The sequence below is a fragment of the Cobetia sp. PS-4MA genome (assembly GCF_057670765.1).
Window position 1 is genome coordinate 2,682,215 of record NZ_CM173107.1, and the last position, 14,937, is coordinate 2,697,151.

Below are 14,937 nucleotides of genomic sequence, written 5' to 3' on the forward strand. Positions count from 1 at the left end.
CCAGCGTTGATGGCCACCCATCTTGGGTGGTCTTTTTTTCCTCTCTGGATCACTCTCCTCTTGCCAGGCGTGCCTTGCCCTTCTCGGCGCAGTGCACGACACACGCAGAACAGGCGGCTTGCCGCAGACCTTCGCCCGCATTCCGGTTGGTGCCTTAACCATTCGGACCCCCATGATCACACTCAAGAACGTCTCCAAGACTTACGGCAGTGGTGACAAGGCCGTGGTCGCGCTCAAGGATGCCAGTCTCACGGTTCCCCAGGGCGCCATTACCGGTGTCATCGGCCTGTCCGGTGCCGGAAAATCGACCCTGATTCGCTGCGTCAATCTGCTCGAACGCCCCACCGAGGGCAGTGTCGTGGTCGATGGTCAGGAGCTGACCGCACTCGACGACAGCGCCCTGCGTCGTGCTCGCCACCAGATCGGCATGATCTTCCAGCACTTCAACCTGCTGTCCTCGCGCACCGTCTTCGCCAACGTGGCCCTGCCGCTGGAACTGGCCGGAATCTCCAAGGCCGAGATCAGCCAGCGCGTCGAGCCACTGCTGGAACTGACCGGCCTGAGCGACAAGGCAAGCCAGTATCCTGCCCAGCTGTCCGGCGGACAGAAGCAGCGCGTCGCCATCGCTCGCGCACTCGCCAGCCGCCCCAAGGTGCTGCTGTGCGATGAAGCCACCTCGGCGCTCGATCCCCAGACCACTGCCTCCATTCTCGAGCTGCTCAAGGACATCAATGCCAAGCTGGGCCTGACCATCCTGCTGATCACCCATGAAATGGAAGTGGTCAAGAGCATCTGTGATCAGGTCGCATTGATCAGCGGCGGCGAGCTGGTGGAAGTGGCGGCGGTCGGCGACTTCTTCACCGCCCCGCAGACCCGCCTGGGCCGCGAATTCCTCAATGAATTCCTGGAACTCGAACCGCCGCGCGCACTGGTCGAGCGCCTGGAGGCGACTCCCGGCCCGCACACCCATCCGGTGGTCCGTCTGGCCTTCAGTGGCGACGCCGTCTCCACGCCGCTGATCTCGCGCCTTGCGCGTGAGTGTCAGGTGGACGTCAGCATCCTGCAGGCCAAGGTGGAATCCATTCAGGACCGCACTCTGGGCCTGATGATCGCCGAACTGATGGGCGACAGCGCCCAGACCCAGCAGGCGCTGGACTATCTCGAATCCCACGACCTGAAAGTGGAGGTGCTCGGCCATGTCACCCGCACTGCTTGAACTCGTCCTGTCCTCCACCCTCGAGACCCTCTACATGGTCGCGGTGGCAGGCCTGATCTCCGCGGCACTCGGCATTCCGCTGGGCGTGGCACTCTACACCTCGCGCCCGGGCCAGATTCTCGCGCGCCCGGTGCTCAACAGCGTGCTGAGCATCATCACCAACATCGGCCGCTCGGTGCCCTTCATCATCCTGATGGTGGCGATCATCCCGCTGACACGCCTGATCGCCGGCAGCTCGATCGGCACCAATGCCGCCATCGTGCCGCTGACCATCGCCTCGATTCCCTTCGTCGCCCGTCTGATCGAAGGCGCCTTGAATGAAGTCGGCCCGGGGCTGGTCGAAGCCGCTCAGGCCATGGGTGCTACGCCGATGCAGATCATCACCAAGGTCCTGCTGCCGGAAGCACGCGGCGGCATCATCAATGGTCTGACCATCACCGTGGTCACCTTGATCAGCTATTCCGCCATGGCCGGCACCGTCGGTGGCGGCGGCCTGGGGGATCTCGGCATCCGCTACGGCTACAACCGCTTCGACCCGATGGTGATGCTGGTGACCGTGATCATCCTCGTCGTCATGGTGCAGGGCTTCCAGAGCCTGGGCGACCATCTGGTGCGCAAGTCGAACCACAAGTAAGCCTCGCTCCATGAGCGGTGACTGATCCACCAGTGGCGTTCGATCTACAAATCACATGGCTTTCGGTATCGTGACGGCTCATCACAATGAGCCGTCACTCATAACATCCCGCGGACCCCGCCGGTCACGTCGGATCACAAGGAGAACATCGATGCGCAACATGCTGACCACGCTTTCTTCCCCGCTGCGCCTTGCCGGTGCTGCCACCCTGCTCGGCGCCACCCTGCTGGCAGGCTGCGGCAACGACGCGTCCGACGAGAACACCCTCAAGATGGGTACCGTCGCAGGTCCGGAAACCGAGGTGATGAAGGTCGCGGCCGAGATCGCCAAGGAAAAGTACGACCTGAACGTCGAGATCACCGAGTTCACCGACTACGTGTCTCCCAACGCCGCTCTGGCCGATGGCTCGCTGGATGCCAACGCCTACCAGCACCAGCCGTACATGGAATCCATGGTGCGTGAGCGCGGCTACAAGTTCGCCAGCGCCGGCAAGACCTTCGTGTACCCGATCGGTGCCTATTCCGAGAAGCACGAAGACATCAGCGAACTGCCGGACGGCGCGACCATCGCACTGCCGAACGACCCGTCCAACGAAGGCCGCTCCCTGATCCTGATGCACGACCTGGGCATGATCGAGCTGACCGACAAGGACAACCTTGAAGCGACCCCGATCGACGTCGCCAAGAACCCGCATGACTACCAGTTCAAGGAAATCGAGGCTGCCCAGCTGCCGCGCATCCTGCCGGACGTCGACCTGGCCTTCATCAACAACACCTTCGCTCAGCCGGCTGGCCTGAAACCGGAAGACGCGCTGATCCGTGAAGGCGCCGAGTCCCCGTACGTCAACCTGATCGTCGTGCGCCAGGGCGATGAAGACAGCGAGAAGGTGCAGAAGCTGGTCAAGGCCTACCAGACACCGGAAGTCGAAGTCAAGGCCGAAGAGCTGTTCAAGGGCGCTGCGGTACCGGGCTGGAAATAAGCCTTCGAGCGCAAGCTGACAGCCGCATGACGCAAAGCGCCGACCCTGAGGTCGGCGCTTTTGCATCTGATTGATGAATCCCCCCATCACGTCCAGATGCCGACGCGGCGCAAGAGCGCGCGCGCAGGGCGTGCTTGAAACAGGCGACCCGCGACCGCATCCCTGCGTCACCGGCATCAACCCGCCATCCACTCAGGAGCCAACATGGCCACTCGTCCCGACTACTCACTGCTGGCCCGCCAGCTGGACGCCACGCTCGACACTCGCGACTGGCTGACCAACGCCTCCCAGACGGCTGCCTTCATCAACATGACGGTGGCGGACCTCAACTGGGCAGGCTTCTATGTGCAACGTCAGCCGCAGATCCTGCACCTGGGGCCGTTCCAGGGTCAGCCGGCCTGCCACCCGATCCCCTTCACCAAGGGCGTGTGTGGCGCTGCCGCGACCCAGCGCAGCACTCAGCGCATCGCGGATGTGCATGCCTTCCCGGGCCATATCGCCTGTGACGCCGCGTCGCGCAGCGAGCTGGTCATCCCCGTTCTCATCGAGCAGAACGGCCAGCAAGTGCTGTGGGGCGTGCTGGACCTGGATAGCCCCAGCCCCGAGCGCTTCGATGAAGAGGATCAAGCCGGCATCGAACGCCTGGTCGAGATCTTCATCGCCTCCAGCGATTTCGACAGCGTGCCCGCCTGATACGCCCATCAGGTGCTGACATCATGTCCTGCCGCCCGCCATGCCTCCTGCATGGCGGGCGGTCTGCGTTGCGGCGGGTCAGGCCTTTCTTGCATAGCCCTCGCACAGCCCCTGGCAAAGCCCCTTGCACAGCCCCTGGCGAGATGACACGTTAAGAGCTCTCTGACCCGACAGGAGCAGAACATGTCATCCCAGTCGCCATCACATGACGCGCCTTCCTCAGCGCCTTCCTCATCTGCATCGATCGCTCATCCTGCCCCGCATGCGCAAGGCTCTCTCCAGAATCACGATGACGCCCACGCAGGGCTCGAGCAGGTCATCGCGCATCTCGAGCGCCTCAAGGCCTTCACGGCACGTACCGGCAATGACCTGGGCGCCAAGCGCACCCTGCTGGAAGGCTACTTCGCCGCCGATGCCAGCATTCTCGACACCGGCGTGACGCCACGCCTCGAGATGCTGCCGGGAGGAAACGGCGAGCGCCTCTGTGAGATATTGCCCGCACCAGACGGCGCACCGACACCTGCTCGCCGCCTGCTGTACGTGCATGGGGGTAGCTGGATCGCCGGCTCCCCCGCCGGCCATCGCCCGCTGGCCAGTCGTCTGGGCCGCACGGCGCGCGCCGAGACCTACACGCTGGATTATCGCCTCGCCCCTGAGGCGCCCTTCCCGGCAGGCCTGGAAGACGTATTGGCCGCATGGCACTGGCTGTGCCGCGAGTTTCCGGATGACCACCTGCTGCTGGCCGGAGACAGCGCGGGCGGCAACCTCACGCTCTCGACCCTCAACGCGCTCAAAAGCGCAGGCGAGCGACTGCCGGACGCGGTGATCGCCTTCTCGCCCGCCACTGACCTCAGCTGGGGCAGCTCCTCGCTGTCGCGCAAGGCCGAGGTGGACCCGATCCTCGACCCCAATCTGCTGCCCTTCGTGAGCATGGCCTATGTGCAGGACGGTACCGACATGAGCGATCCACGCATCTCGCCGCTGGAGGGGAATCTGTTTGACCTGCCACCGACGCTGATCCAATGCGGCGAGGCGGAAATCCTGCTCGATGACAGTCGTCGCTACGCCGCGCAGGCACAGGATTGCGGCTCGCCTGTCACGCTCAGCCTGTGGCCGGACATGCCGCATGTGTTCGTCGGCTTCGCACCACTGCTCAGCGCTGCCAACGCCGCCCTCAAGGAAGCCGGTGACTTCCTCGACACCACGCTTGCCTGACAGCACGGCCAGCGCCAGCGCTTCTCGACAGGCGTGTCTGACGCGCACACGCAAACGCCCGACTCGATGAGTCGGGCGTTTTCTGGAATCTGGTAGGACCAGGCGGATTTGAACCGCCGACCTCCACGATGTCAACGTGGCGCTCTAACCAACTGAGCTATGGTCCTGGATGAGGCTGATGGATCACTGTCACTTGAAGTTTCTGCTTGGTAGGACCAGGCGGATTTGAACCGCCGACCTCCACGATGTCAACGTGGCGCTCTAACCAACTGAGCTATGGTCCTGTATCAAGTGGCGCGATGTTGCCATCGATGCCGATGCTGGTAGGACCAGGCGGATTTGAACCGCCGACCTCCACGATGTCAACGTGGCGCTCTAACCAACTGAGCTATGGTCCTGTGTCAGCAGCTGAATGAGGGAAGCGTTTGTGGTGCGAAGCGCTTTGCCCTGTCAGCGAGGACGTATTCTACTTATCTTCCGTTTTGATGCAACCCCCTGATGATAAAAAAATTTCTCGCCTGAGCAGCATCGCGATACTCGCCGTATGCGCCTTCTTTCAGGCGTCTCACCGGGGTCACCGATCCTCCCCCGAGAACGCGCGAGGCGGTGCCAGCCCATGCCGGCACCGCCTCACTTCTTTACGCCCTCACGTCTTCACGCCCTCAGCGCCGCGCAAGCGACATCACAAGGCAACGGGGCGTCAAAACAATACCCATCGCAGTCCCGCGGCCACAGCCGCCCCCAGCAAGGGGCCGGCGATCGGCACCCAGGCATACCCCCAGTCAGAACTGCCCTTGCCCGGAATCGGCAGAAGCCAATGCGCGACACGTGGCGCAAGATCGCGCGCCGGGTTCATCGCATTGCCGGTCGGGCCACCCAGTGACAGACCGATGGCCCACACCAGCGCCCCGATGAGATACGGCAATACCCGGTCAGTGATCAGCTCGCTGTTGACCATGCTGCCGATCGCGAAGACGAGAACCACCGTCGCGATCGCCTCACTGACGACATTTGCCAATCGGGAATCGACTGCCGGATCGGTACAGAAGACCGCACGCTTGCGCAGCGGGTCACGGGTCACCTTCCAATGGGGGTAATACGCCGCCCACACCAGCACGGCCCCGGTGAAGCATCCCAGCATCTCCGCCAGCATCATCCTGGCCACCTCGAGCTCGCTTGCATGCACGCCCAGCAGATACTTGGCGAGGGTGACCGCTGGATTGAGATCTCCGTAGGGAGAGCCTGTCGAGGTCGACACCAGCACCCCGACCATCACCGCAAAGCCCCAGCCGGCATTGATCATCAACCAGCTGGAACCGGCTCCCTTGGTCTTGCGCAGCATCGCATTGGCGACGACCCCGCCGCCCAGCAGGATCATGAGCGTGGTACCCAGAAATTCGCCCGTCATGACGTCAGTCCACATGCCAGATGACCTCCGTCACTTGTCCCCATCCACCACCCACTGTGTCTTCCAGCCCCGAGAGAGGTTGCAGCATCGCTCCCCCAGACAGGAATGTCGGCACACGGGCACAAAGACTTCGCCCCGTCGAGTGACGGGGCGAAGGAGGCGTTACATTGCCACAGCTGACGAGGTGGCTCCAGCCACTTGCGACAGAAGGGCTTACAGCAGCAGATTCCACATGCTGGCCGCGATCAATGCCCCCGCCAGCGGGCCGGCGATGGGCACCCAGGCATATCCCCACCCGGAGGCACCCTTGCCATGGATCGGCAGCAGCGAGTGCGCGATGCGAGGACCAAGATCACGTGCCGGATTGATGGCATAGCCAGTGGCGCCACCCAGCGACAGCCCGATGGCCCACACCAGCATGCCGACCAGATATGGCAGCAGGCCGGCACTGATCTTGCCGGAGCCGACGATGGCGCCGATACCGAAGATCAGCACCACGGTGCCGATCACCTCACTGAGCATGTTGCCCAACCGGCACTCGACCGCGGGGTCAGTACAGAACACCGCACGCTTGAGGCCAGCATCGCCGGTACGCTTCCAATGCGGCAGATAGGCCAGCCACACCATCACCGCACCGGCGAAGCAGCCCAGCATCTGGGCGATGACATGACGCGCCACATCGATGAGGGTGGCATGCACCCCGAGCAGGTACTTGGCGAGGGTCACCGCCGGATTGAGGTCCGCCTGGGGCGAGCCGGTGGAAACGGCCACGAACACGCCGATCATCACCGCAAATCCCCAGCCGGTGGTGATCACGATCCACCCGGAGCCGTTGCCCTTGGTATCCGCGAGTACCACGTTGGCGACCACACCGCCGCCGAAGAGGATCAGGAACAGGCAACCGAGAAACTCGCCCGTCATGACGTCAGTCCACATGTCAGTGACCTCCGTCGCTCTTCACCCGTTCGACGGCTTCCAGCCAACCGGCATAGAGGCGCTCACGCTGCTCTTCCGCCATCTCCGGCGCGAAGGTGCGCTCGCAGTGCCACAGCTCGCTGATCTCCTCTAGGCTTTCATACCAACCGATATGCAGGCCGGCCAGATACGCCACACCCAGCGCCGTGGTTTCCAGCACGCGCGGGCGATCCACCTTCACGCCCAGCATATCGGAGAGGAACTGCATCACCCAGTTGTTGCTGACCATGCCGCCATCCACGCGCAGATTCGCGCAATTGATGGTGACGTCATCCAGCATGCACTCCTGCAGATCTCGGGTCTGATAGCACACCGATTGCAGGCCGGCCGCGACGATGTCGGTGATGCCGGTACCTCGGGTCAGCCCCAGGATCGCGCCGCGTGCCTGCGGGTCCCAGTGTGGCGCTCCCAGGCCGGTGAAGGCCGGCACCATGTAGACGCCGTGATCGGCGCTGGCCGCACGTGCCAGCGGCTCGGTCTCGGAGGCATCGGAGAACAGCTTCAGGCCATCACGCAGCCACTGCACGGTAGCGCCGGCCACGAAGATGCTGCCTTCCATGGCGAAGGTCGGCTTGCCGTTGAGGCGATAACCGACGGTGGTGAGCAGACGGTTCCTGGACAGCTCCATCTTCTCGCCGGTGTTCATGATCATGAAGCAGCCCGTGCCATAGGTGCTCTTGCTCATGCCCGGCGTGAAACAGGCCTGCCCGACCAGCGCCGCCTGCTGATCGCCCGCCACGCCACGGATCGGCATTGCCGCCCCGAACAGCTGCGGATCGGTGGTGCCAAAATCATCACTGGAATCCAGCACTTCCGGCAGCAGGCATTCCGGGATGCCGAACAGCGCCAGAAGCTCGCTATCCCAGCACTGATCAACGATGTTGAACAGGCAGGTGCGCGAGGCATTGGTGGCATCGGTCACGTGACGGGCCCCACCGGTCAGCTTCCAGATCAGATAGCTGTCGACGGTTCCGAAGGCCAGTTCGCCCTTCTCGGCGCGCGCACGCACGCCTTCTACGTTCTCGAGAATCCAGCGCAGCTTGGTCGCGGAGAAGTACGGGTCGATCAGCAGGCCGGTCTTGCGCTGAATCATCTCGCCATGGCCGGCATCGGAAAGCTCACGGCAGTACTCGTGGGTCCGGCGGTCCTGCCAGACGATGGCGTTGTAGACCGGTACGCCGGTCTTGCGGTCCCAGACGATCGTGGTCTCACGCTGGTTGGTGATCCCGATGGCCGCGACCTGCTCAGCGCCGATATTGGTATTGATCAGCGCCTGATGCACGGTGCGCTTCACCGATCCCCAGATATCATCGACGTGATGCTCGACCCAGCCGCTGTTCGGAAAGTGTTGCGCAAATTCTTCTTGTGCCAGTCCGGTCACCGCGCCTTCACGATCGAAGAGGATGGCGCGCGAGCTGGTGGTTCCCTGGTCAATGGACAGAATGTGGTTGGTCATCGTCAATATCTCCCGGTAGTCCGTTACAAGATGGCCCGCCCATGCCACGTTCAGCGGGCCATTTGAATGATCATGTTTCCGCTGGGAATCAGCTGGCGGTGCGTGCCGACATGCGAGCGCTCTCGAAGATCGTCAACGACAACAGGACGACCGCCATCACGCACGAGCCAATCAACAACATGAAACCACCATCCCATCCATAGGCATCTACCGTATAGCCTACCAAGGCACTGGCAGCGACAGAGCCGCCCAGGTAACCGAACAGGCCGGTGAAGCCAGCCGCGGTCCCTGCCGCCTTCTTGGGTACCAGCTCAAGCGCCTGCAGACCGATCAGCATGACCGGGCCATAGATCAGGAAGCCGATGGCGACCAGACACAGCATGTCGATTCCCGGATTACCGGCAGGATTCAACCAATAGACAGTCGTGAAGACGGCGACCAGCGCCATGAAACACACCCCTGTCGCACCGCGGTTGCCCCGGAACAGCTTGTCGGACAACCAACCACACAGCAGCGTGCCGGGGATACCGGCCCACTCATACAGGAAATACGCCCAGGAGGACTTGTCGACGCTGAAGCTCTTGGCTTCCTGCAGGTAGGTCGGCGCCCAGTCGAGGACCCCGTAACGCAGCAGATACACGAAGACATTCGCCAGCGCGATGTACCAGAGCATGCGATTCTTGAACACGTACTTGACCAGGATCTCCCGCGTGGAGAATTCCTGTTCGTGGCTTTCATCGTATCCCGGCGGGTAGTCATTCTTGTGCTTCTCGATGGGAGGCAAGCCACAGCTCTGCGGCGTGTCTCGCATGGTCAGCAGGGCGAAGATCGCCACGAAGACGGCCAGCGCGGCGGGCACATAGAACGCGGACTGCCAGTCGTTGAACCAGGCCATGCCAAGAATGAACAGCGGACCGACAAGACCGCCGCCGACGTTATGGGCCACGTTCCACACCGAGACGATCTGGCCACGCTCACTCTGTGACCACCAGTGCACCATGGTGCGACCGCAGGGCGGCCATCCCATGCCCTGCACCCACCCATTGAGGAACAGCAGCACGAACATGATGCCGATGCTGGAGGTTGCCCAGTCAGTGAAACCGAAAAGGAACATGATGCCGGCAGACATCAGAAGACCGGCAGGAAGGAAGTAACGCGGGTTGGAGCGGTCAGAGACAGCCCCCATCACGAACTTGGAGATGCCATAGGCGATCGACACGCCGGCAAAGGCCAGACCAAGATCACCACGGGAATAGCCCTGCTCCACCAGGGAAGGCATGGCCAGGGAGAAGTTCTTGCGTACCAGATAGTAGCCGGCATAGCCTAGAAAGATACCGAGAAAGATCTGCCATCTCAGTCGCTTATAGGTGTCGTCTACCTTGGCGTCGTGAAGCGGTGTGGCGTGCACCGCGGATTTGAATAAACCGTACATTCTGCTGCTCGCTCCTGATTTTACGACACCGACCTCTACACGGGCATAGCGACGCCTTGACAGACGCGCTTGGTGTTCGAATGCGAAAGTACAGGCTTCACATCGGTGTCACAATGCGAAAAGCACCGATATTCGCTAGACCTTTGTCTACACGAGCATGACAATCCTTGCTATTCAGTAAGTTATGCATGATTTCGTATAACTTCAACGGCTTGCGCCCACCAGGTCAATCAGTGCAACCACTGGCGTCACCGCGAGCATGTATCAAAAAGAACATCAAACGAACATTCTGGATGGCACACTGCCCCGCCTCACCATCACGGGGCACCTGGTCGAGCAGCAACCGCACGCAGGATCACGTTGCCTGCGCGACGGTTCAGAGCAGACGTCTTTTCACCGGACATGAGCAAGAGGACAGGATGATGCAGTCCAAGCGCCACCGCGCCATCGTCGAACTGATCACGCGTCAGGGCTATGCCTCCATCGAGCAGCTGGCGAGTCACTTCAAGGTCACGCCGCAGACCATTCGCCGTGACCTCAACCAGCTCTCGGAAGCCGGTGCCCTAAAGCGTGTCCATGGGGGGGCGGGACTTGAATCCAGCACGGTGAACACTGCCTACAGCACGCGCAAGACCCTGAACCTGGAAGCCAAGCGACGCATCGCTCGCACCCTGGCCAACGAGATACCGGATCACGCCTCGCTGTTCATCAACATCGGCACCAGCAATGAGATGGTCGCTGAGGCGCTGTGTGATCATCACGGACTGGAAGTCATCACCAACAACCTCAACGTGGCAGCCATTCTCCAGCACAAGGAGGATTTCAATGTCATCGTCGCCGGTGGCATGGTGCGCTCCCGCGATGGCGGCATCATCGGCGAGGCGACCATCGACTTCATCAATCAGTTCAAGGTGGATTACGGCATCATCGGCATCAGCGGCATCGATGAAGATGGCTCGCTGCTGGAGTTCGACTATCAGGAAGTGCGTGTCGCCCAGGCGATCATCCACAACTCGCGCCAGGTATTCCTGATCGCGGATCACTCCAAGTTCCAGCGCAATGCCGTGGTGCGTCAGGGCAACCTGAGCCAGCTGGATGCGCTGTTCACGGATATCCAGCCTCCGGAAAACATTCTGAGACTGATGCACCAGCATGAAGTGGCCTTGCATGTTGCGGTATCCGACGAGGCCGGGAACGCCTGATCCACGGCGCAGAGCGCCCAGCCACGCGGAACGCCTGTCGTCTCGCCATCCCCTTCCTCATCGTTGAGTCATTTCCCACGTCAAGCCGTGCGTCATGCCGTGGCGTGGGTCGTCGCTCTTTTTCTCTTCTTCTAGCCTGCTGCTCCTCGGCTCTCTTCTCATCCTCCTGCTCAGCAAGCTCCCCTTGCATCGGGCATCTCGCCTTGCGGTGCGCCGGCAGGCTGCAGAAAAGCCCGTCGGCCAGTGCCTCGAGCGCATGGGCGAAGAGGCAGATCTTCATCCGACTGTCATATCCCGCATCGACACTGTGAAAAATGTTCAGGCAGGACAACAGGTTGAACATGGTGCAATGCCGGGTCGCTTGTTCGAGCCCATTATGCGCACTTTCGAAAATCGAGATGCCACAAGAATCACCTTGATGTTCGACTTTCACTAAGCTATTTTCACTTTCGAAACTTATCACGCGCACCGAACCGGTGCCGCCCCATCTCGATCTCCCCGGTAGCGCCGGGCACGTGCAGGAGCAGCCCATGTCCCGCGACAATGACGCACTTATCGACCTCTTCATCATCGGCGGTGGCATCAATGGTGCCGGTATCGCCAATGACGCCAGCGGGCGCGGCCTGAGCGTGGCACTGTGCGAGCAGAATGATCTGGCCAGCGCCACCTCTTCCGCAAGCAGCAAGCTGATCCACGGCGGCCTGCGCTACCTGGAACACTACGAGTTCCGGCTGGTACGTGAAGCCCTGCAGGAGCGTGAAGTGCTGCTCAAGAAGGCACCGCACATCATCTGGCCCCTGCGCTTCATCCTGCCGCACCAGCCACATCTGCGTCCGGCCTGGATGATCCGCGCCGGCCTGTTCCTGTATGACCACATCGGCAAGCGCGAGACCCTGCCAGCCTCCAAGGGGCTCAAGTTCGGTGAGCAGAGCCCCTTGGTCAGCAAGATCACCCAGGGCTTCGAATATTCCGACTGCTGGGTGGATGATGCGCGTCTGGTCATCACCAACGCGCTTCAGGCTCAGGGGCAAGGCGCGGAGATCATGACGCGCACTCGCTGCGTCGGGGCACGCGACGTGAACGGGCATTGGGAGCTGACGCTGGAGAACATCGACAGCGGTGAGACCTTCACCCGCCACGCCCGCACATTAGTGAATGCCGCCGGACCGTGGGTGGAGTCCTTCATCAAGGGTGCCACCGAGCGCACGCCGCGCTACGGCATCCGCATGATCCAGGGCAGCCACCTGATCGTGCCGCGCCTCAATACCGATGATCGCGCCTTCATCCTGCAGAACAAGGACAAGCGCATCGTCTTCGTGCTGCCCTATCAGGAAGACTTCAGCCTGGTCGGCACCACGGACGTGCGCTACAAGGGCGACCCCTCCGAGGTAGCCTGCTCCAGCGATGAAACCGACTACATGCTCGAGGTGGTCAACCATCACTTCAAGCGCAAGCTGAGCCGCGATGACGTCATCTCCTCCTTCTCCGGCGTACGCCCGCTGTGTGATGACGAGTCAGCCGACCCGTCAGCGATGACCCGCGACTACACCTTGCACCTGGATGACAGCGGCGCGCCGATGCTGTCCATCTTCGGTGGCAAGATCACCACCTATCGCAAGCTGGCCGAATCCGCGCTGGAAGATCTGAAGCCGCTGCTGCCCAACATGGGTGAGCCGTGGACCCACGAGAAGGCCTTGCCGGGGGGAGACATCGAGAGCCGCGCAGCCTTCACTCGCCAGCTGATCCGCGACTTCCCGTTCCTGGGAGAGGCTCGCGCCAGACGCCTGGCTTCCAGCTATGGCAGCCTGTGCCTGCACTTCCTCGACGGCAAGAAGAGCGAAGCCGAGCTTGGCGAAGACTTCGGTGCCGGCCTGAGCGCCGCCGAGATCGATTACCTGGTCGAGCGTGAGTGGGCACATGAGGTACAGGATGTGGTGTGGCGGCGTACCAAGCTGACCCTGCGCCTGAGCGATGAGCAGAAGGCCCGTATCGGCGAGTACCTCAAGGAACGCCTGATGGCGCGTGCCGCCTGACGCATCGCTGATTCACCTGCATGCGACATCAGAAAGCCCGCCCTCCTGACTGGAGGGCGGGCTTTCTGTCGTTTACTCGCAGATTCTTGCTTGCTATCTCTTGCCTGCTGTCTCTTGCCTGCTGACGCTTGCTGTCAGCCTTGCGGGGGCACGCTTACTGGATGCCGCCCTCGGTCAGCTTGGCCGGGTCCAGCAGGCGCTCCAGCGTCTCACGGTCGAGATCCGTCTCCTCCTCGGCCACCTCGAGGATCGGCCGGCCGGCCTGATAGGCCACCTTGGCGATACGCGCGGCCTCGTTGTAACCGATCACCGGATTGAGTGCCGTGACCAGAATCGGGTTCCTGGCCAGCGGCGCTTCGATGTTGTCCTGCCGCACCGTGAAGGTGGCAATGGCCTTGTCCGCCAGCAGGCGGCTGACATTGGCGCTCAGCGTGATCGAGGACAGCAGATTGTTGGCGATCAACGGCAGCATGACATTGAGCTGGAAGTTGCCGCTCTGACCGGCGATGCCGATGGTGGCATCGTTGCCCATCACCTGGGCAGCCACCTGGGCGGCGGCTTCCGGAATCACCGGATTGACCTTGCCCGGCATGATGGAGCTGCCCGGCTGCAAGGCCTCAAGCTCGATCTCGCCCAGCCCGGCCAGCGGCCCGGAGTTCATCCAGCGCAGGTCATTGCTGATCTTCATCATCGCCACGGCGTAGGTCCGCAGGTGACCGGAAAGCTCGACCGCGGAATCCTGACAAGACAGCGACGCGAAGAAGCTGTCGGCCGGACGGAAGGCGTGCCCGGTCTGAAGCGAAAGGCGCTTGGCCATGCGTTCGGCAAACTCGGGATGCGCGTTGATGCCACTGCCGACGGCCGTGCCGCCCTGGGCGAGACGCTCGAGACGCGGCAGCGACTCCTCGATGCGCTCGATGGCCTGTGCCACCTGGGATTGCCATGCCCCCAGCTCCTGACTCAGACGAATCGGCATCGCGTCCATCAGGTGAGTGCGGCCGGTCTTGACGACATCATCAACCTCCGCCGCCTTGCTCGCGATCACGTCGTGCAGATGACGCAGTGCAGGCAGCAAGGTATCGGTGACGGCAATGACCGCCGACAGGTGAATCGCCGTCGGGATGACATCGTTGCTGGACTGCCCCATGTTGACGTGGTCATTGGCGCCGACCTTGAGGTCGCTGTTCTCGCTTTCCAGCTGGGCATTGGCCAGATGCGTCAGCACTTCATTGACGTTCATGTTGGTCGAGGTGCCGGAACCGGTCTGGAAGACATCGACCGGGAACTGATCCGCATGCTCGCCATCGATGATCTGGCGCGCCGCCTTGACGATGGCACCGGCACGCGCCTCATCCAGCAACTCGAGGTCGAGATTGACCTCTGCCGCGGCAAGCTTGATGCGCGCCACCGCCTGGATGAACGGTGCCGGCAAAGGCTGGCCGCTGACCGGGAAGTTGTCCACCGCACGCTGGGTCTGCGCCCCGTAGAGTGCACTGACCGGCACCTCGAGTTCGCCCATGCTGTCCTGTTCGCGACGGGTCTGGCTGCTCATGCAATGACTCCCTGTGATGACACCAGGCAGCGGCTCGTGTGACTGGCGCTGCCGGTAGGCGTGAATGGATTGCCCCCATGATCACGTGGGGCCTTGGGGGAATCCAATCAAGCCACTTGATGGTAGTGATTATCAATAACAA

The 14,937-nt window shown here is 62.1% G+C and carries 13 protein-coding genes and 3 tRNA genes; 8 read left to right on the forward strand and 8 right to left on the reverse strand.

Annotation, left to right across the window (positions count from 1 at the left end):
• Window positions 1-172: 172 nt before the first annotated feature.
• The 5 genes from AC26AR_RS11395 to AC26AR_RS11415 all read left to right on the forward strand — a co-directional run bounded on the left by AC26AR_RS11395 (window position 173) and on the right by AC26AR_RS11415 (window position 4,737).
• Window positions 173-1,216: a methionine ABC transporter ATP-binding protein gene (locus AC26AR_RS11395; RefSeq protein WP_077374589.1), complete on the forward strand. Its 1,044-nt coding sequence runs from the start codon at window positions 173-175 to the stop codon at window positions 1,214-1,216.
• A complete protein-coding gene (locus AC26AR_RS11400) occupies window positions 1,197-1,850 on the forward strand; it encodes a methionine ABC transporter permease (RefSeq protein WP_284729279.1) in 654 nt (217 codons plus the stop codon). Before AC26AR_RS11395 ends, AC26AR_RS11400 begins: the two co-directional genes overlap by 20 nt.
• Window positions 1,851-2,010: 160 nt before the next feature.
• Window positions 2,011-2,829, forward strand: coding sequence for a MetQ/NlpA family ABC transporter substrate-binding protein (locus tag AC26AR_RS11405; protein ID WP_488107903.1), 819 nt, complete (start codon window positions 2,011-2,013; stop codon window positions 2,827-2,829).
• Between the two features lie 204 nt (window positions 2,830-3,033).
• Entirely contained in the window at window positions 3,034-3,522 is a 489-nt protein-coding gene (locus tag AC26AR_RS11410; protein WP_488107064.1) for a GAF domain-containing protein, read from the forward strand.
• Window positions 3,523-3,705: 183 nt separating this feature from the next.
• Window positions 3,706-4,737, forward strand: coding sequence for an alpha/beta hydrolase (locus AC26AR_RS11415; RefSeq protein WP_488107065.1), 1,032 nt, complete (start codon window positions 3,706-3,708; stop codon window positions 4,735-4,737).
• Between the two features lie 90 nt (window positions 4,738-4,827).
• On the opposite strand, the gene AC26AR_RS11420 is transcribed toward AC26AR_RS11415, so the two are convergent.
• The 7 genes from AC26AR_RS11420 to glpT all read right to left on the reverse strand — a co-directional run bounded on the left by AC26AR_RS11420 (window position 4,828) and on the right by glpT (window position 10,008).
• Window positions 4,828-4,904: transfer RNA gene (locus AC26AR_RS11420), tRNA-Val, on the reverse strand.
• A 40-nt stretch (window positions 4,905-4,944) separates the two neighbouring features.
• Window positions 4,945-5,021: transfer RNA gene (locus AC26AR_RS11425), tRNA-Val, on the reverse strand.
• 37 nt (window positions 5,022-5,058) lie between these two features.
• Window positions 5,059-5,135: transfer RNA gene (locus AC26AR_RS11430), tRNA-Val, on the reverse strand.
• A gap of 302 nt (window positions 5,136-5,437) precedes the next feature.
• The gene (locus tag AC26AR_RS11435; protein WP_488107066.1) at window positions 5,438-6,160 is read right to left on the reverse strand and encodes an MIP/aquaporin family protein; all 723 of its coding nucleotides are present in this window, start codon (window positions 6,158-6,160) and stop codon (window positions 5,438-5,440) included.
• Between the two features lie 198 nt (window positions 6,161-6,358).
• Window positions 6,359-7,081: an MIP/aquaporin family protein gene (locus AC26AR_RS11440; protein ID WP_077374599.1), complete on the reverse strand. Its 723-nt coding sequence runs from the start codon at window positions 7,079-7,081 to the stop codon at window positions 6,359-6,361.
• Window position 7,082: 1 nt separating this feature from the next.
• The gene (gene glpK / locus AC26AR_RS11445) at window positions 7,083-8,576 is read right to left on the reverse strand and encodes a glycerol kinase GlpK (RefSeq protein ID WP_077374601.1); all 1,494 of its coding nucleotides are present in this window, start codon (window positions 8,574-8,576) and stop codon (window positions 7,083-7,085) included.
• A gap of 88 nt (window positions 8,577-8,664) precedes the next feature.
• The gene (gene glpT / locus AC26AR_RS11450) at window positions 8,665-10,008 is read right to left on the reverse strand and encodes a glycerol-3-phosphate transporter (RefSeq protein ID WP_077374603.1); all 1,344 of its coding nucleotides are present in this window, start codon (window positions 10,006-10,008) and stop codon (window positions 8,665-8,667) included.
• A 419-nt stretch (window positions 10,009-10,427) separates the two neighbouring features.
• Here glpT and AC26AR_RS11455 point away from each other — a divergent pair, with 419 nt between their 5' ends.
• The 3 genes from AC26AR_RS11455 (at window position 10,428) to glpD (ending at window position 13,243) form a co-directional block, all read left to right on the forward strand.
• Window positions 10,428-11,210, forward strand: a complete 783-nt coding sequence (locus AC26AR_RS11455; protein WP_084208138.1) for a DeoR/GlpR family transcriptional regulator — start codon at window positions 10,428-10,430, stop codon at window positions 11,208-11,210.
• Between the two features lie 94 nt (window positions 11,211-11,304).
• Entirely contained in the window at window positions 11,305-11,646 is a 342-nt protein-coding gene (locus AC26AR_RS11460; RefSeq protein WP_488107067.1) for a hypothetical protein, read from the forward strand.
• A gap of 94 nt (window positions 11,647-11,740) precedes the next feature.
• Window positions 11,741-13,243, forward strand: a complete 1,503-nt coding sequence (gene glpD, locus AC26AR_RS11465) for a glycerol-3-phosphate dehydrogenase (protein ID WP_488107068.1) — start codon at window positions 11,741-11,743, stop codon at window positions 13,241-13,243.
• A 154-nt stretch (window positions 13,244-13,397) separates the two neighbouring features.
• On the opposite strand, the gene AC26AR_RS11470 is transcribed toward glpD, so the two are convergent.
• On the reverse strand, window positions 13,398-14,795 hold the full coding sequence (locus tag AC26AR_RS11470; RefSeq protein ID WP_341542879.1) for a class II fumarate hydratase: 1,398 nt from the start codon (window positions 14,793-14,795) through the stop codon (window positions 13,398-13,400).
• Window positions 14,796-14,937 lie beyond the last annotated feature (142 nt).